This window comes from Streptomyces sp. AC602_WCS936, assembly GCF_019049125.1.
In the GTDB taxonomy this organism is placed as follows: domain Bacteria; phylum Actinomycetota; class Actinomycetes; order Streptomycetales; family Streptomycetaceae; genus Streptomyces.
In genome coordinates this window covers 1-18,152 of the sequence record NZ_JAGMUF010000025.1, presented here as the reverse complement: position 1 = coordinate 18,152, position 18,152 = coordinate 1, and the positions used below count along the sequence as shown (strand labels likewise).

General features: G+C 70.1%; 11 protein-coding genes and 4 pseudogenes. 11 read left to right on the top strand and 4 right to left on the bottom strand.

Going from position 1 to position 18,152, the window contains the following annotated elements:
• The first annotated feature begins 27 nt into the window (after positions 1-27).
• Positions 28-2,334, top strand: coding sequence for a UvrD-helicase domain-containing protein (locus KUM03_RS11710; RefSeq protein ID WP_217246988.1), 2,307 nt, complete (start codon positions 28-30; stop codon positions 2,332-2,334).
• Positions 2,335-2,344: 10 nt separating this feature from the next.
• A complete protein-coding gene (locus tag KUM03_RS11705) occupies positions 2,345-2,485 on the top strand; it encodes a hypothetical protein (RefSeq protein ID WP_217246974.1) in 141 nt (46 codons plus the stop codon).
• Between the two features lie 230 nt (positions 2,486-2,715).
• Here KUM03_RS11705 and KUM03_RS38240 read toward each other — a convergent pair.
• Positions 2,716-2,949: pseudogene (locus KUM03_RS38240) on the bottom strand (DUF4158 domain-containing protein); the annotation flags it as partial.
• Between the two features lie 100 nt (positions 2,950-3,049).
• On the opposite strand from KUM03_RS38240, the pseudogene KUM03_RS11695 reads away from it, so the two are divergent.
• Positions 3,050-3,265, top strand: a pseudogene (locus KUM03_RS11695) (GNAT family N-acetyltransferase); the annotation flags it as partial.
• Between the two features lie 146 nt (positions 3,266-3,411).
• The gene (locus KUM03_RS11690; RefSeq protein WP_217246972.1) at positions 3,412-4,239 is read left to right on the top strand and encodes a sugar nucleotide-binding protein; all 828 of its coding nucleotides are present in this window, start codon (positions 3,412-3,414) and stop codon (positions 4,237-4,239) included.
• A gap of 495 nt (positions 4,240-4,734) precedes the next feature.
• Here KUM03_RS11690 and KUM03_RS11685 read toward each other — a convergent pair whose 3' ends face one another.
• Both KUM03_RS11685 and KUM03_RS39190 read right to left on the bottom strand, forming a co-directional pair.
• On the bottom strand, positions 4,735-4,872 hold the full coding sequence (locus tag KUM03_RS11685) for a hypothetical protein (RefSeq protein ID WP_217246971.1): 138 nt from the start codon (positions 4,870-4,872) through the stop codon (positions 4,735-4,737).
• Between the two features lie 2,184 nt (positions 4,873-7,056).
• Positions 7,057-7,462 (bottom strand): annotated as a pseudogene (locus KUM03_RS39190) (Tn3 family transposase); the annotation flags it as partial.
• 392 nt (positions 7,463-7,854) lie between these two features.
• On the opposite strand from KUM03_RS39190, the gene KUM03_RS11675 reads away from it, so the two are divergent.
• From KUM03_RS11675 to KUM03_RS11655, 5 genes are read left to right on the top strand one after another with little or no spacing between them, the layout of a single operon-like run.
• Positions 7,855-9,477 (top strand): type I-E CRISPR-associated protein Cse1/CasA, encoded by a 1,623-nt coding sequence (locus tag KUM03_RS11675; protein ID WP_254399211.1) that lies wholly within the window; start codon positions 7,855-7,857, stop codon positions 9,475-9,477.
• Positions 9,474-10,073: a type I-E CRISPR-associated protein Cse2/CasB gene (casB, locus tag KUM03_RS11670; protein WP_217246969.1), complete on the top strand. Its 600-nt coding sequence runs from the start codon at positions 9,474-9,476 to the stop codon at positions 10,071-10,073. Before KUM03_RS11675 ends, casB begins: the two co-directional genes overlap by 4 nt.
• Entirely contained in the window at positions 10,070-11,440 is a 1,371-nt protein-coding gene (locus tag KUM03_RS11665) for a type I-E CRISPR-associated protein Cas7/Cse4/CasC (RefSeq protein WP_217246968.1), read from the top strand. The genes casB and KUM03_RS11665 overlap by 4 nt, the downstream gene beginning before the upstream one ends.
• On the top strand, positions 11,437-12,282 hold the full coding sequence (cas5e, locus tag KUM03_RS11660) for a type I-E CRISPR-associated protein Cas5/CasD (RefSeq protein ID WP_217246967.1): 846 nt from the start codon (positions 11,437-11,439) through the stop codon (positions 12,280-12,282). Before KUM03_RS11665 ends, cas5e begins: the two co-directional genes overlap by 4 nt.
• Positions 12,279-13,007, top strand: coding sequence for a type I-E CRISPR-associated protein Cas6/Cse3/CasE (locus tag KUM03_RS11655; protein ID WP_217246966.1), 729 nt, complete (start codon positions 12,279-12,281; stop codon positions 13,005-13,007). The genes cas5e and KUM03_RS11655 overlap by 4 nt, the downstream gene beginning before the upstream one ends.
• Before the next feature lie 202 nt (positions 13,008-13,209).
• On the opposite strand, the gene KUM03_RS11650 is transcribed toward KUM03_RS11655, so the two are convergent.
• Entirely contained in the window at positions 13,210-13,401 is a 192-nt protein-coding gene (locus KUM03_RS11650; protein ID WP_164273729.1) for a hypothetical protein, read from the bottom strand.
• Positions 13,402-13,699: 298 nt separating this feature from the next.
• Here KUM03_RS11650 and KUM03_RS11645 point away from each other — a divergent pair, with 298 nt between their 5' ends.
• Positions 13,700-17,272 carry a hypothetical protein gene (locus KUM03_RS11645; RefSeq protein WP_217246965.1) on the top strand — a complete coding sequence of 1,191 codons (3,573 nt, stop codon included), beginning with the start codon at positions 13,700-13,702 and terminating at the stop codon, positions 17,270-17,272.
• Between the two features lie 21 nt (positions 17,273-17,293).
• A pseudogene (locus tag KUM03_RS38235) lies at positions 17,294-18,063 on the top strand (IS5 family transposase); the annotation flags it as partial.
• Positions 18,064-18,152 lie beyond the last annotated feature (89 nt).

Genomic DNA, 18,152 nt, shown 5'->3' with positions numbered 1-18,152 from the left:
CCGACGACGGAAGGCAACACTGATCCCATGACCGCCCGGCTCAGCCTGTACCAGAAGGCCGAACAGGAGCTGTACAAGCTCGACCGCTCGGTCAAGGGCAGGTTCTACGACTTCTGCCACCGCTTCCGCGAGGACCCGGACCACCCAGGCCTGGACCTCAAGCCCCTCAAGGGCGACGGCCGCGTCTTCCGCGCCAAGATCGACCAGTCGTACCGCGCCCTGCTGGCCAGGGCCGGCGTCGACGACAAGGGCCAGGAGAACTGGCTCGTCATCGCAGTGCGCCACCGCAAGCACGTCTACGAGGAACTCTCGGTCGCGATCAACCGGATCACCGGCGAGATCGAGTTCGTGGACCTCTCGGTGGTGGGCGAGAGCGTGCTGCGGCGCGCGGGCGTCACCCTCACTCCCACCGAACCCGAGCCCGAGCCCGCCCCGCAGCCCGCACCCGAGGCCGCCCCGCCCGCCGCCGCGCCCCTGCTCACCGGCGTCACCGCGGAGGACCTGCGGGACCTCGGCGTCGCCGACCAGCTCATCGACCTCGCGCTCGCCGTAACCGGCAGCGACGAACTCGACCAGCTGGTCGAGGGCGCGCCCCTGCTGTCCAAGGACATCCTGTACGGGCTCGCCGCCGGCATGCCCCTGGACGAGGTCCGCAAGGAGATCACCGCCCCGGTCAAGGTCGACCTCGGCCAGGACTACGCGCAGGACCTCGGCGCCGCGCTCGCCCGCACCACCGTCACCACCATCGACGCCGACATCCAGGCCGCCCTGGAGGAGGGCGACTTCCGCGCCTGGAAGGTCTTCCTGCACCCCACCCAGGCCAAGCTCGTCCACCGCGCCTACAACGGTCCGGCCCGCGTCTCGGGCGGCCCCGGCACCGGCAAGACGATCGTCGCCCTGCACCGGGTCAAGCACCTGGCGCAGCAGCTGCCGCCCGGACACAGCAAGCCCATCCTGCTGACGACGTTCACCAAGAACCTCACCACCGACCTGCGCGCCCGCCTCGCCTCGCTGATGGAACCCGAGCTGCTCGCCCGCGTGGAGATCGCCCACATCGACCAGCTCGCCGCGCGAGTCCTCAGCGAGAACTCCGTCAAGGGCACCGCCAGGCAGCGCGTGTACGACAGCACCGCACTCACCGTGCTGCGCCAGCTCCTGCTGGAGCTCGACGAGCGCCGCTGGGACGCCGAGTTCCTCTACGAGGAGTGGGACCAGGTGGTCCTCGGCCAGTCCATCGGCACCCGCAAGGCGTACTTCGACGCCCGTCGCGCCGGCCGCGGCCGTTCCGTCACCCGCCCCGAACGCGCGCAGATCTGGAAGATCCTGGAGCAGTTCACGGCCCGCCTGGACAAGGAGGGCCTGGAGACCTGGGGTCAGGCCGCCGAGCGCGCCGCCCGCCTCGAGACGGAACGCGACGCGAAGATCAGGGCCCGGCAGGAACACAAGGAAGCCGTCGGCGGCAAGGACCTCATCCACCGCGACGACGGCTCCGGCATGCGCTTCCTTCACCACCGCTACCGGCACATCGTCGTCGACGAGGCCCAGGACCTGCGCGCCGCCCACTGGAAGATGCTGCGCGCCATGGTCGCCTCCGGCCCCGACGACCTGTTCATCGCCGGCGACACCCACCAGCGCATCTACGACCAGCAGGTCACCCTCTCCACCGTCGGCATCAACATCCGGGGCCGCTCCTCCCGGCTCACCCTCAGCTACCGCACCACCAGGGAGATCCTCTCCCGGGCCCTGCGGGTGGTGGACCTCACCGGCAAGGACCTCGCCTACGACGACCTCGACGACAGCACCGACACCCTCGACGGCTACCGCTCGGTCCTGCGCGGACCCGCGCCCGACCTGGTCCGCTGCGACTCCTGGGAGGACGAACTCGACCGGCTCGCCACCGCCCTGACCGCCTGGCGCGAGGAGATCACCACCGGCAACGGCGGCGCCGGCCCGCGCCGCGATCCGCGCGGCAGTATCGCCGTGTGTGTCGCGGAACGGGACATGGTCAGCCAGGTGATGTTCCACCTGGCCACCAAGGCGGGCATCACCGTCGCCGAGCTCACCAAGGACGGTCCCAAGGGAGACGGCGAGGTGCACGTCGGCACGATGCACCGCTTCAAGGGCCTCGAGTACCAGAAGCTCGCCATCGTCGGCGCCCGCGACGGCGTCATCCCCCGCACGGACATCCTGGAGCGCTACCGCACCACCGACCCCCGCCGCTACGCCCGCGAGGAACTCAGGGCCCGCTCCCTCCTCTTCGTCGCCGCGACCCGCGCCCGCGACGCGCTCCGCATCAGCTGGTACGACAGGCCGAGCCCGTACTTGCCGGTCTGATGGGCGCGGGGTGAGGAGTACGGGGGCGCGGCAGGACCGGGAACGGGAGGACCTGATCGAGGTGTGGACGCCGCTGGAAGACGACATGGACCGGTTACGGAAGAAGTCCGGGGTGGCTCGGCTCGGGTTCGCGCTGCTGCTCAAGTTCTGAGGCAGAAGCCCGCCGCCCCGAGTGTGCGACATCCCGTGAGTTCCTCTGAGCCTCACCGAGTCTCTGGCCTCGTGGCCAGGAGGTTCTTCCTCCTTCGGGTGCTCTGTGACCTTGTGACGTAACTTCGGGTTTCTTGAAGCGTTCTCACCTCGTCCGACCGATCCGCAGACCAGGCCCCGGTGATGCTTGGCAGTCCGCTCCGCCCGGTACACCGGCAGCGTGCCCTCCGGCAGCTCCACCGCACGGCGGACGAACTCCACAACCTGCTCCGGCACGTCCTCCAGCGTCGGAAAGCACCCCATGCGCTGATACGACTTCAGCAGCAGGGTCAGCAGATGCTCATCCCTGTCCGCCCCCGCCGCCCACTCCAGCTCATCGCGGGTCGGCGAGAAGAACAGATGCAGCTCATGCGCGGTGATCAGCCGCTTGAACCGCGGATACGCGGTCCGCTCGATCGAGGTCACAACCCACCCCGGGCCCCAAGACGATGGTCAACATCACCACCAACGACGCTGAGCCGAACGGGTGACGGGCCGGACGCTCAGGGCTTCAAGATCAACTCTCCTGGACCCGGCGTGGCGCGGCCGCGGGCTGGGCGACCGCTTCATGGACCTGGCCAAGCAGCGGCAGCCGGGCGGACTGACGCTGTGGACGTTCCAGGTGAACCGTGCGGCCCAGCGCCTCTACGAGAGGCACGGCTTCGTCGAGGCCGACCGAACCGATGGCACCCGCAACGACGAGCGGGAGCCGAACATCTACGTCTGGACACCTGCGGCGTAGACGGATTGAGACCGCCCGTCCGGACCGAACGCTGTCGGCCCGTGGCGGTCACCTGCACTTCGAGGTGGCCACCACGGGCCGGCAGCGTTCTGGGGACCGCCGAGGGTCCATCGCCACCGGCTCCGGGCGGTCTACCGTGTCGCACCATGACCACTCTGATCATCGGCGGCAGCGGCTTCCTCGGCACCGAACTCGTCCGGCAGGCGACAGAAGCCGGCCACCCCACAGCCGCGACGTACGCAACGAAACCGGGCGACACCTCCACAGCGGCCTGGCACCACCTGGATCTACGGGACCCGGAGCTCGTCGACGCCGTCCTGGCCGAGGTCCGGCCACGCGTCATCATCAACGTCTCGAGCGGCGCCGCCGACTGGGCAATTACGGCCAAGGGCCCCATCCGGCTCGCAATGGCCGCCGCGCAGCACGGGATCCGCCTGATCCACGTGTCCAGCGACGCCGTGTTCTCCGGCTCGCGAGTGCACTACGACGAGCCCTGCCTCCCGGACCCCGTCACCCCGTACGGCGCAGCGAAGGCGGCGGCCGAGACCGGGATCCTGGCCGTGCACCCGGAGGCCGTCGTCGCCCGCACGTCGCTGATCATCGGCCACGGGCGGTCCGCTCACGAGCAGACCGTGTACCAGCTGGCCGCCGGTACCCGCGCCGGCGCCCTGTTCACCGACGACGTCCGCTGCCCCGTGTACGTGGGCGACCTGGCCGCCGCCCTGCTGGAGCTGGCGTCGCTGGAGACGGCCGGCATCCACCACCTCGCAGGAGCCGACGCGGTGAGCCGCTTCGAGCTGGGCACGCTCATCGCCGGCCGGGACGGCCTCGACGCCTCACGCCTGCCCGCCGGACTGCGGGCCGACAGCCCCCTGCCCGGCGCCCTGGACGTACGCCTCGACAGCCGGGCGACCCAGCAGAAGCTGGGGACGACGCTGCGCGGCGTGCGGGAGTTCTGCAGGACCGCGATCTGATCGTGACCGGTCCGTACCGGCCATCGCCGGGATGCTCGCCCCGGTGTCGGTACCGGCCGATAGCGTGCCCGCATGGATCACCTCGAGGCGCTGGATGCCGGAGACTGGATCGGTCTCGGAACCGCAGTCGTTGCCGTCATCGCTGCCCTCATCAGCGCGTGGCAAGCGAACATCGCCCGCAGTTCTGTGAAGAAGCAGCTGGAGCTGGCGGAGCGCGTCCACCGCGAGCAGAACGAGCCATACGTCATCGTGGACATCGAGCCCACCATGCCCGGGCACCCGCTGATGGTTCTCGTCATCCAGAACATCGGCACCACGGTCGCACGCAACGTACGGATCAGCGCGGACCGGCCACTCGAGACGACCTGGGGCGAGGAGTCCGCCGAGATCCTCCAGCGGGTACTGACTCGTCCGATCCCGATGCTGCCGCCGGGGCGGCGACCTGACCTACCTGTTCGACGAGCACGACCGGTGGGGGACCGAACTGCCCAGCGTCTACGTGTTCACGGTCCGGGCCGAGGGCCCGTACGGCACGGTGGAGCCCTTGGAGTACACCGTCGATATCTCCACGTGGGCGGAGTCCCTCGCGGGGGAGCGGCCGACGCTGCGGCCGGAGGAGGCGTTGGACGGCATCTCCGCGCACCTCGATGAGCTGGTCGGCCGGTACAAGCAGGCGACCGTTCCGGCCGTGCGGGAGGAGCGGGAGCGCATGATGCGGGAGATCGAGGAGCGCCGAGCACGGCGTGGCTCGAGGACGCCGTCGGCCGGCGACCAGACTGGCGTTACAGGACGTAGTCTCCAGTCCTCCGTCACGCCCCCTCTACCTCCGCCTCTTGAGCCCGGCGCGGCCTGGGAGGTGGCCTCAATCTGGCCTGACCTTCTCCACCAGAGCCTGTGGCCAGTGAGCGGGGATGGCCGGCGGCTGACTGATGCCTCGCCAGCAGAGCTGATCAAACGTGGTCAGTCGACTCGGGTTGGGGGTATGGAAGCAGGAGTCCACGCTTAATTCGGACGTCCGTCGGGCACCAGTGACGCTGCTGTTGAGCTATGGCTGTAGCGGCTGTGACCTGTCATTCTCCCTCCGCCCTTCAGTCCACCATTCAGGTGAGACTAGGGAGCATGGCGGCAACAGATCTGATGGGGCTTCAGGCGTGCGGGAGGCCTTGAATCTGTAGTGGAGGAACCACCCCCAGCCCCTCGCGAAAGGGGAGTCGCAGGAGGTCTACGTGTGCGATCGCCTGGGGTCTTCACCCGGTCTCTCCTTCTGGCCCTCTCACCGTGGCTGACGACCCCCGACGACGCTGGTCAACGATTGGCGACTCGTCGACCTGGACGGTGAAGTTGACTGCGAGGCTCGGTCATGGACCACCTTGGCCTTCGCCGTCCGACCGTTTCCGGTGCGTTGTCTGACGCCCGTCTGACGCCCGTCGAGGGGCGTCAGACGCACGTTGGAGGGGGGCAACGACAGTTCACCAGTCAAGAGCGGGCGTTGGCAACGCGTTGTCTGACGTCCGCATGACGCCCTTCGGCGGGCGTCATACATCTGTCGATGCTGGCCCCTGGGCTGTCCGACGGTTGAGCGGGTCAAGGAGGACGGTTCATCAGTCACGGTCCGACGTGCGTCAACGCTGTCGACGGGGCCTCTGACGGTTGCCGGCGAACTGGGTCGGACTGTGATGTGCATCTTCTGGAGACGCAGCGATCCCGTTCCTGACGTATTTAGCCAGCTTCGAGGTTGCGCAGGACGAGCGTTTTTGCAAGATGCAAGATCCAGCGACTCTCACGTTTTTGCAACATGGCCGTTCGCTAATTTTAGCTCCGGACTAACTATGGCGTCCCAGCAAATATGGATCGCTTAGGAAGCTGTAGATTTACCAAGCTTCCCCGGATGGGTAAATTAGTGAGACGTGGTAGTCTGGCGCACAGACGACTAGATGTCGTCGTCTCACAGTCCACATGAGGAAGCCCCGCGGCTCGCCTGTCAGCAAGTGCGGGGCTCCCAAGCGGTGTAGGACTCACGATGAGCCTCCCTTGGCCGAGGGGGGCTCATCTGCTTTCACTCGCAGGTCACCAGATCCTCAGGCTGTAGTACAGCGCTTGGAGGACGGCTGCTACGAGACGGGCCGCGTCTGCGGCCCGGCGAAGCTGCTGAGTCCACACCGGCTCCTTGCCCCCCTTACGAGGCTCAGGCGCGGTGCTGTCCACCTTGTGTCACCTCCTCTCGCCGGATGGAGCCAGCTGGATGCCACCCGGGCACCGAAGAGATAACAGTTCGGAAGAATACACTATCGAACCGCGTGATGCTCTCCACGTCGTGAACGCTGGAACATCTGCGGGAAGGTGTTTCGAATCCACCCGCTTAATCCACGTGGATAAGACGAGGTGGGGCCTGCAACCCGCTGCACGATTTCGCCGTTTGATATCTGTGCGCGGTTTCCTGAAACCGCAGCTCAGGGGCCCATAAGGGCGAGGGCGGCCCGGTCGTTCGGGAGCAGGTGGTCGACAACCGGTCACCGGCCTTGAGGGAGAGCGAAGGACAGGCTGCCACGATGGCTCGCTGGTGGGCGTAGGACCCGTGTGAGCACCAGGGGCGGTATGCAACTCCGGCCTCGGGGAGCTTCGGTACAGCGGTTGACGCTAAGCCGGTGATCATGGGATCGCTGCAGGTCATGGGCGGGTCTATCGCAGCTCGGCGTTCGGGTGGGGCTTGGCCTGAGTCGCTCGCGTAGGTCGTCTCCTCGGCGGTGAGCGGCTCTCCGGGCTGGCGGATGCGGACGCGCTCCCGCGCCGGCAGGCCGTCGTCTGCTGCGGCGGCCTCAGCTTCCGCCGCGCCGGCGCCGGAAGACCCCGGACCCCGGCCAGGCCCCGTCCCTGCGCTCGCCGCGTCCAGCGCCTTCGACTCGCCCAGCAGCGACAGGAACGGGCGCACCGTGGCGTACTGGTTCGCGAGCACGGCCCGCATGGCGACCTCGGCCGAGTTCTCGTCCTCGGGCACCAGCGAGACCACCGTGGCCGCCGCGGTCATCACGGCGGCGCGCGGGGTGACCTCCTCCACCACCGACCACAGCGCGGCCACGTCCACATCGCACCGTGCTCCTCGACCAGCTCCAGCTCCCGAAGCAGCACCTTCGCCGCCCGCGCGAGCACCACCCGTGACGCCTTCTCCAGCTGGGTGCGTCGACAGCCGCTCCTTCTCCGTCTTCCGCCTCGCCGTGTTCAGCAACGGCCGGCCGGGCCGTCATGGGCCGGGAGGCTGTTCCACGTCGCTCGAGGGCCGTTGCCGGACGCCGATCACGGCCAGGACGGCACCGAATAGTGGGCGGCGGGGAGGCGACCGCTGTGGGAGGTGCTGCGGATCGTGCCGCCGTCGCGGCGGCCTTCCGGTCTGTCGTCGTGATCTGTTCAGCCTCTGTACGGGAGCCGAGAGGCAGCCCCAGAAGGAGCCGGACCTGCAGTACGGCGAAGGAGGCAGGGACGGCGAGCGGAACCTCGTAACTCAGTTTCGTGAACGACGAGTTGATGTCATCGAATCCCTCACGCGGTCACCTCCCGCTTGCTAGCGTCATGCCCGTCACAGCACACAACCGTTAAGGGCAAAGAGGCGGTCGATGCACCTTGGCTGACGTACGCGGACCACTCGCCGGGGCGACACGCCCCCGATGGGACCCCCGGGAGGAGGCGTGCGTCCGGGTTCTGACGCTCGACGGCCGGCTCGTCGCGCGGAACCTCGTCGAGATCCTGCACGACGCCGACGAGCTGCGGACCGTCGAAGGACAGACGCCCGGGGAGAAGGTCGCGGTCATCGAGTTCCTGCTCGCCATCTGCTACGCCGCGGGCGTCTACCCGGCCTCTGCCGCGGCCTGGCCGGCCTGGGTGGACGAGGAACACGCCCTCCGCCCTGCCGCCCGGTGGCTCACCCAGCGTCCCGACGACGAGATCTGGGATCTGTTCCACCCCACTCACCCTCTCGGGCAGAACGCCCTCCTCGCCCCGTTCCTCGACGAGCACGGTGCCGGTCCCGCGCAGCTGGTGATCGAGCGGGTCGGTGACTACAACCAGTTCTTCGACCACCACCACCTCGACCACTCCAGTCCGTTGCCCGTGGCCGAGGCCTTCCGGGCGATGCTGACGCAGCACGTGTACGGGCCGGCCGGACGGGCCCGGATATCCGGGAAGGCGACGCTCGGCGCCACCATCACGAACCTCGCCGCCACCCGCCTCGGCGCCCGGATCCGCGTGGTCGCGCTCGGCACCACGCTCGGTGAGACCTTGCGCCTCAACCTCGCCCCCGTCACAGGGCCGCCCGGGGAGCTGAACCTCTCCTGGACGACGGGGAAGGAGCGCCGGGGCTTCACCCACAAGCCTGACGCCCGCCCCGTCAGCGGCCCGGCCGACCTGCACAGCTGTCTGGGCCGCTCCGTACTGCTCCGCCCGACACGGCACGGGGACGCCGTGGACCGGGTCCTGCTCGGGGCGGGGGAATTGCTCGACCTGCGCAGCGAGCACATGCAGGACGCCGTGTACGCGAAGAAGGCCGACGGCAGCGCGAAGCCGTTGTGGGCGTCGGCGACCCGGGCCGTCTGGCGTGAGGCCCATGCCCTCTACGCCGCCGTGGACGAGGCCCGGTCCTCCGAGGCCGGGAACGACGGATCCACGCTCTACCGTCGCCTCGCTCTCTTCCCGCCGCAGGACGTGGCGCCGGAGCCCGGTCAGCAGCCCGCGCGCCGCATCGAACTGTGGACCGTCGGGCTGGTCGCGAAGCAGACCACGGCCATCACCTGGGTCGACGGCACGTTCCCCTTCGCACCGGGTCTGGAGGCCAGGCTCTACCACGCCTCCTTCCGCGGGTCCGAGCTCGCCGAGTTCGTGGCCTCGGCCCTGTACAAGGCGGCGTACGCGGCCTGGACCGTCGCCTATCCGAACCCCAAGCCGGCCGACAAGGCGGGCCAGATCGCCCGCTTCGACGCACGCGGCCGGCACTGGGCGGCGACGCGGGAACCGTTCGACCTGCTGATGGACGACACCACCGTCGGCGAGCCCGTGCAGGAGAGCCTGCTCGACTTCGCGGCCGGGGTGTCCGCCGATGCTCGAAGGTTCCTCACGGAGTCGCTCGACTCGCTGCCGCGGAACTCGCAGGGGGTGAAGGCACGGGCCGCCGCGTTGCGGCGGTTCGACGACGAGTTGGCGTCGCCCAAGGCCCCGGCCGAATTCCAGGAACTCCGTAGGGAGAGGGCATGACCACCCAGACCAAGAGCTCCGAGCCCGCCTCCGACCGACCGGCCAGCGAGAGCGCCCTCGCCCTCACCTCGTGGCTCATCTCTCTGGTCCGCAATCACGACAACGGCAGTCTCGCCGAGCTCCGCCGGCCCCGCGTCCGCAAGGAGCCCCACTACCGGGCCATCTGGTACAGCCCGACCGACGACGCGGAGCAGCGGGAGGTCTACGAGCAGGTCGCCTTCCTGTTCGCGGTCTACCACCAGGGCCGCTCCAAGCCCACTCCCGGTTACGGGAGTCTCGGGGAGGCCGCCCGCCGCATCGGCGGTGGTGTCAAGCGGGGGCCCGACGATCCGGGCGCGGCCCGTCTCGTCGACCGCATCGTCTCCAGCCGCCGCATCCCGTGGCGGCACTTGCAGCACGCGGTGGCCCGGCTACGCGCCTGCGACCGGCAGCCGCCGTCCTGGGCCCACCTCGCCGACGACCTCAGCCGCTGGCACGACCGCAAGGCGCGCGTCTCCTACGAGTGGGCGCTGGCCTTCCACGAGCCGCCGCCGAGAAGGAACCCGCCGCAGACGCCTCCCGCCACCGACACGAGCCAGAAGGGCCCCACCACGTGACCAGCAACTCCCCCGCCGGCAGCCAGTTCCTCTCCCTGCACCTGCTGGAGACCCTGGTCGCGGTGCTCCCCGTCCGTGACGAGAACGGCTCCCCGAAGTCCATCGTCTACGGCGGCGCCGAACGGCACATGATCACGAGCCAGGCGCGGCGCCGGGCCGAACGGGTCCACGCCCGGGACCGCGCCAATGCCGGCGTCGGTTCGCTGGCGGGGCGCAGCACCGGCACCCGTACCCGCGAGTGGGCGCTCCTCACGGGCCGGGAGCTGGAGGAGACGCACGGCTGGGACCGGGAGGAGGCCATCCGTACGGCTCGTGCGGTCATCGAGGCGACCGGGCTGAAGTTCGGCGAGCTGTCGAAGAAGACCGTGGCGAACCTGACCAAGGTGCTCCTCTTCGCCCCCTCCGACGCGGGCAAGCGGATCGCCGCCCACATCCAGGAGGAGGCCGAGGAGCTGCGGTCCTGGACGGAGGAGTACCTCGCCGCGCAGGCCGCAGCGGCCAAGAAGAGCAAGAAGGGCGGACGCAAACCCGCCGACACCGGTACGGGTGAGGGAGACGAGCCCGTCGAAGACGCCGCGGCCGACTCAAAGCTGCCCCCGCTGCCCCCGCTGCCCTCCGGGACTCGCGCTGCCGTCCTCACGGCGCTCGCCCCACGGGACGCCATCGACATCGCCCTCTACGGCCGCTTCCTCGCCGAGATCGCCGACTCCCCGAACGTCGACGGCGCCGTCCAGAGCAGCCACGCCTTCACCGTGCACGAGGCGGAGCAGGTCGACGACTTCTATGCCGCCGCCGACGACGCGAAGCTCGACCGCAAGAAGAACGCCCTGGACTTCCTCGACGCGGCCGACGACGCCGGCGCCGGCATGACCGGCTACCAGTCGCTGATCACCGGGACCTTCTACCGGCACGCCGTTCTCGATCGCGTGCGACTGCGCAACAACCTCCGTGCCGCAGGCATGAGCATCGAGGAGGCGGAGGAGGCCTCCGTCGCCGCGGAGGAGGAGTTCGTCAACGCGTTCGTCGACGCCTTCCCCGAGGCCAAGCGGAACTCGACCGCCTCCACCGGCTCACTGCCCGCGCTGGTCCTCGCCTTCGAGGGGGAGCGCCCGTACAACTACGCTGCGGCCTTCCAGACGCCGATCGACGAGCGACCCCCGACCAAGGACGAGAACGGCGGCGACGGGCCGGCCGGCCCCGCAGCGGTCAGGCGGCTGCTGGAGCACCACGCCTTCGTCAGCGCTCGCCGGCCCGACATCGTCTCCGGCCGTGTTCTGACCTACGACCCGCAGATCGCGAAGCTCCTGACCACGCTGGGGGACCTCGGCGCGACCCCGGTGACCACGGCCAAGGAGCTGACGGCGTGAGCCACGTCCTGCTCGTCCGGCTGGCCGCCCCGCTGCAGTCCTGGGGGGTCGTGTCCCGGTTCTCCCAGCGCGACACCCACACCCGCCCCACCAAGTCCGCCGTCGTCGGGCTGTGCGCGGCGGCCCTCGGCCGGGACCGGACCGACCCGATCGACGACCTCGCCGAGCTCGTCTACGGAGTCCGCGCCGACCACCCGGGAACTCCCGTACGGGACTACCACACCGTCGGCGCCGGCAGGTATCCCATCAGGCCGCGGGACATCATCACCGACCACCGGCGGGCCGCCGCCGTCGCCGAGAGCATGGAGGCGGCCGACGGCCCCGGCTTCGGCCACCACGAACTGGCCGGCTGGTACGGCGCCCCGAAGAAGATCGCGGCCGACCCGGTGTCCGGGACTCTCGTCTCGGGAGAGCTCTCGCGACGGGCGATGATCACCGAGCGCTGGTACCTGTCGGACGCCGCGTTCCTCGTGGGGCTCCAGCACGAGGACAAGGGTCTGCTCGAGCAGATCGGGCACGCCTTGGAGCACCCGAAGCAGTTGCTGTGGCTCGGCCGGAAGTCCTGCCCGCCCTCCGGGACCCTCGCCGCGGGGATCGAGCCCGGCACGGTGTCGGAGGTGTTCGCCTCAATGCGGCTGCTGCCGGGCCCCGACGGCTCCGACACCTCCGGTCGCCGGCCCTGGGCGTGGCTCCAGGCGGCACCCGGCACCAGGGGTGCGGCACCGGTCAACGACCAGCCCGTCACCTTCGACCCGGCCCGTCGCACCCACGCCACGCGCTGGGAGACCCGTACGCGCGTCACCATCGCCCCGAACGCGACCGATTGGGACCTCATCCCGTGAACTCCGCGAACAGCACACGCGCCTCCACGGCGCGCTTCGTGACCACCCACTCGGTCCTGTCCCTCGACGCCCGCCACCCGCTCGTCGCCAAATCGCTCGTCGACGCCCAGGAGATGCACCGCACCGTCATGAGCGGCTTCCGCGGCTGGGTCCAGGACGGGGACGCGGACGCCCGGTCCCAGATGGGCGTCCTGTCGACGTGGTCGGTGGATCTCAAGGCCGCCGCCCTGGTGCTCGTCGTGCAGTCCAGGGTGCCGGGCGACTGGTCCCGGATACCGCGGGCCGCGTTCACCACGGCGCCGGACGTCATCACCGTGGACCGTACGTTCAAGGCGGGGGAGGTCGTGGGCTTCCGTACGGTCGTGAACCCGACCCGCAGCCGGCCGGGGAGGCCGACTGCGGAGAAGGTGCGCGGCACGCGGTCGGCCCACACGACGCCGGAGCACGTGAAACGCTGGTTCGTTCGCCGCCTCCAGGGCGACGGCGAGCCGCCGACCGCCGAGGACGGCGTCGTCCGGATCGGCGCCACGGCCGACGCGGACGCTCTCGGCATCCGCATGCTGCCGACCGTCTCCAGCGGACACCGCGGCAAGCCGGTGCGGATCGGGCGGGCGGAGATCCGCGGGTCCCTGACGGTCACTGATCCGGAGACGCTGGTCGGGGTGCTGGCGAGTGGGCTGGGGCATGCGCGGGCGTACAGCTGCGGGTTGGTCCTCACGCGGTGAGAACGGTGCGGGGGATCATCCCCGCAGGTGCGGGGAGCAGTCGGTCGCTCCGCTAAACCCGCAGATGGCCTGCGGATCATCCCCGCACGCGCGGGAGTCAGGAGAGGCTCTGCCCGTAACGAGGGCCATCCCCGCGTACGCGGGGCTGCGAACACAGGTGAGGCTATGCCCTACGGCTTCGTAGGGCCAGGCTCATCCGCAGTCAGCGCTTCTCGCCGCGCCGGACCAGGATCCGCAGCGTCGCCCGGGCGTCGCGCCGGCGCTGCGGGTCGCGGAGGAGGACGGAGGACGCGGCAACCGTGACGACGCCGCCGGTGTAGGCGAGGCCGGTGGCGGCGGAGAGGGTGGCGGCCTCCTGGAGCACGGACTCGAGGACGGTCAGCAGGACGGACATGGGATGGATCCCCCTGGGGTCGTCGCCCGATGGCTGCTCCGCCGGGCGCGGTTCCACAGGTATCGGCCTTCCGGCCAGGTTCCGGGGAAGTTCGACAGGGCTGAGAGGCCGTGCAGGTGCAGCTCAGAGAGGGGTAAGAATTCTTCCGGAGAAGTCGTCCGCGGACGGTGCGGAGAGCGTCGTCGGACCGGAGACACCGTTCGCCGAGTTCCTGCAACGGCTCTACGAGGCCGCGGGTGGAGGCACGGACCTCAGGCTGCGAGACCTCGTCGCCCACGCCAGGAGCTGCGGCCACAAGGTGTCAAACAGCAGCTTCAGCGAATGGCTCAACGACCAGAGCGTGCCGCACAAGAAGAACGGCCACTACTACTACGTCCGCGACAAGCTGATTCCACGGTTGGAGGAGCTGGCAGAGGGGCGCACTCCCGGCCACCGCCGGAAGCCGCCCGCGGCTTGGCAGGCCCTGCTCGACGCCGCGCAGGCCCGCAGCAGAAGCGGGCAAGGAGGTAGAGGGCCGCGCGTCGACGCCGCTTCTCGAGGCACTCTTCTGAGGGGAGCGTCGCAGACCCTCACAGACGTCTTTCCGCTCGACTTCGTCGGACGGGAAGAGGAACTCGCCGAGCTGGAGGCGTTCGCCGCCGCACCCGACGGTGCCCCGCAATATCTCTGGCTGCAGGCCGGGCCATGGGCCGGCAAGACCGCCCTGCTCGCCTGGTTCGCAGCTCAGCGCCTCCCCGCCGGGGTGGATGCCGCGCACTACTTCATCGTCGGCCGACTCGGCACCAACGTCCGCGAGGGGTTCGTCCGGGTCGTCGGCGAGCAGCTGGCGTCCGCCGCCGGACTGAGGCGACCGCCGGCCGTGGCCCCTGAAGCACCGGACCTCGGCCCCCTGTACGAGGCCGCCGCTCGTGCCAGGGCGGCGCGGCACCGACGCCTGCTACTGATCGTCGACGGGCTCGACGAGGACGCGGATGCCGACCGGAAAGGCTACGGAATCGCCGGGCTCCTGCCCAAGCACCCGCCGCACGGCATGCGGGTCATCGTGGCCGGTCGGCACCACCCGCACGTTCCGTTGGATCTGGTCTCGGACCATCCCCTGCGCAGCCCGGGCGTCGTCGTTCGTCGGCTGACCGACTCGCCTGCGGCCCGGATCATCCGGGACTCCGCCATGCAGGAGTTGAATGCGCTGGTGAAGGACCCGGCCGTCGGCCGCCGTCTCCTGGGGCTGCTCGCCTCCGCCCAGGGCGCCTTGAGCGGGCAGGACCTTGCCGATCTCATCGGGATCCCGCCGTTGGAGGTGGAGGAGAAGCTGCGCAGCGTGGTCGGCCGTTCCATGGCTCCGACCCGCGTCGACCTCCTGCCCCTGGACGCACAGCTGCAGGCCGAAGTCGACGCCGGCCTCCAGACGTTCGTTCTCGCCCACACCGAGCTGCAGAAGGTCGCGGTGACCGCCCTCGGCAGGACCACCCTTACCGCCTGCACGATGCAACTCCACGCCTGGGCGGACGGTTTCCGTGCCGAGGGCTGGCCGGAGGACACCCCCAACTACCTCCTGACCGGCTACACCCGGCTCGTCCGCGAAAGCGCAGACACCGGGCGACTCGCAGACCTCGTACTCGACCCCCGTCGCCAGCTCCGCCTCGCCGAGCGCTCCGGGCCGGACGTCGCCCTCGCGGACCTGGACTTCGTCGCACCGTCCAGCTCGTCGCCGAGCCTCTCCACCGCGGCGCGTGCCTCTGCCTCCCGGGAACTGCTGGTCCCGCGCGTACGCCCTCTTCCCGGCGCGGTCTCTCGCACCATCGCCCGGTTGGGCGATGTCCGCCGGGCCAGGAATCTGGCGCTGGCGTCGGGATCCGCTGCGGCAAAGGCGGACAACCTGGCGGGCGTGGCCCACGTACTGGCTGCCATCGGAAACAAGCAGGCCGCTCATACCGCCCGTGATGCGGCGCACTGGGCCCGGACGGCTCTCACCGCGACGGGAAGCCGCGACTACGCGACGGACGAGGCCGAGGCGGCCGCCGGGCAGGCCGCGCTCGCCCTGCTGGCGGCAGAGCAGGAGCGGGACGGTCTGGCCCTGCTGCGCTCCACCCGCGGCTCGAGCACCGCGCGGAACGAGGCCTACGCGGAAGCCGCGCGGATGCTGCCCTCGCGTCGTCCGGAGCTTCTTGACGAACTGGAGGAGCAGGCCGAGACCCTGGCCGCCGAAGCCCTGGAAGGCGACGGCACCGGTGCTGTGGCCCTCGAACTCTGGGCAACCGTCGCAGCGGCGGACGACACACGAGTGAACCGGCTGTACGACCGCGTTCTGCAGCACGCTCACGCGGTCTGGGAGGCTGCGCCCACTCTGGCGAACGTCGCCGTCCTCGCGGCCACCGCGTCGTTCTTGTCGCAGGCCAGACCGCAGGAGGCGACCGACCTGGTGGGCACAGCCCACCGCCACATCGCCTCCACGGTCCTGGGCGACGACCCTTTGACTGCGGCCGATGCCTTCCACCTCGAGTTCGACTTCCGCCACACGCTCGCCGCTCTCGCCCGGGCGCACGACGACGTCGGGGCGGTCGGAGAAGAGTTCGACGACGTGCTGGCGAGGGTGGAGGCGCTGCTCCCGTCGGAGCGGACCTTCCCGGACGCCTCCGACGACAACGACGCCTCGGAGGGTGAGCGGCTGGCCGACGAAGCCTTCCGGCTCGCGGACCAGGGCGACGACAGCGAAGCCGAGCGCTGCCTCGAGCAGGCGCTGGTCTTCCTGCCGTCCACCGGAACGGCCACGGGCCACGCGCCCGTCTGGTTGCCGGATCTCGCCGGCGCGCTCGTCCGGGCCGAAGCCGCCGGAGACCTCGAGGCGCTGCTCGAACTGGCGCAGAGCCCCGCTGACCGGACACGGGCCCACGCCGCGGTGGCTCTGGCCTACGCGGACACCGGTCAGAGCGCGCAGGCACGGGAGCACGCGCGGGAAGCAGCCCTGGGGGCGGCCCTCCGCTCGGCCCCGAACACGCACTGGCCGTTCGCGGCGCAGGCGCTGGCAGCCGTGGGCGACGCGGAAGCCGCGCTCGCTCTCATCGAGCAGCAGCGGCCGCCCGCCGACCGCAGCCGGCGGGCCGAGTGGCGAAAGACGGACCGCTCGGCCCGCGTCGCCGTCGCTGCGGAACTCGGCCCCAGCCACCCGCAGATGTCCACCGACCTGCTGCTCCCGCTTCTCGAGCAACTCCACGCCGGCCGCACCTCGCCCCGCAGCCAGGGCCTACTGGTCCGCCTCGCCGAACTCCTACCAGCCACTACTCCTCACAGCCTTGGTCGTTCGCAGGAGCTGACCTCGGAAGTGAAGGCGGAAGCCCTCGACCGCATGACGAGAGGCGGCCCGCCGACCTGGCAGCCCGAAGAGGTCCTCGTGCACGCCCTTCTGCGCCTCGGCGACGGCCACGACCCCGGCCGGCAACTGAACTGGCTGGAACTGGACATGAAACACCGCGGCGCCGCCCACTCCCCCGTCGCCGCCCTCGCAGTCCTCCATGCGGCCCGCGGTGACGCCGAAGCCGCTGAGAGCGTCGCCGGCCGGATCCCGGATCCGCGGCGCCGCGCAGCCGCGTCGAGCGCGGTCGCCCGCCATTTCACCCGCATCCCGGCCCGCCCCCTCCCAGGCACCGACCCCGCCCGCACGGATCCGTTCACCCGTACCATCCAGCACCTCGCGCTGACCGTGACCCCCTCCGCTTCGGCAGACAGGAGAACGGCTGTCCCCTTCCTCTCACAGGCGCTGAACACCTCCGGCTGGTACCACGGCCTGCCGGTACTGGCTCAAGTCGAACCAAGTGCGATACCCCCCGTCCGGGACATCTTGCTCGTACATGCCCGCGCCGTACTGGACCGCTGACCTTCGAGGTGACGGCGGAACATGCACGCCTATGACAGGCCGACGGGACAGGGCTCCCTCGGATGTGAGTACGGCCTCGAGAACATCGAGCCATTACTCCCGGACCGGACGCCGAAGCGGGGTGGTCGATGGCGGGATCACCGTGAGGTGATCGATGCCATCGCCTTCAAGTTCCAGAGCGGTGCGCAGTGGGTCCACCTTCCGGAGAGGTATGGGAACTGGCGAGGCGTCTACAACCGGCTGCGGATGTGGGCCGTCGACGGTACGTGGGAGCGAGTGTTCAACGCGCTGATGGCCCAGGCCGACGCAGCCGAGAACCTGCAGTGGGCGGTCTCGGTGGACTCCACGATCGTGCGGGCCCACCAGCATGCAGCTGGGGCCCGCAAAAAGGGGCCTTGGCCGACGAGCCAACCGACCATGCCATCGGCCGGTCCCGCGGCGGGCTGACCACGAAGATTCACCTCGCGGCCGATGGACACCGTCGGCCTCTCGCCTTCGTTCTCACCGCCGGACAATCCGGCGACGCACCCGCGTTCACCGACGTTACGGCCCGGCTACGCGTTCCCCGACGCCGTGGGCGACCCCGCACCAGGCCGAACGTGGTCCTGGCGGATAAGGCGTACTCCTCCCGTGCGATTCGCGAGCACCTACGCAAGCGCGGCATCCGAGCGGTGATCCCCATCCCTGCGGACCAGCAACGTCATCGGCTGCGTCGCGGCAGCCAGGGCGGCAGGCCACCGGCCTTCGACCGAGAGATCTACAAACAACGCAACACCATCGAACGGTGCATGTGCGCCACGAGGCGCCTTGTTGTATCCCCGGCACAGCCGGGAGGAATTGGAGGGATATTCCTGGGCCTGATGGCTTACCTGGATCCGAA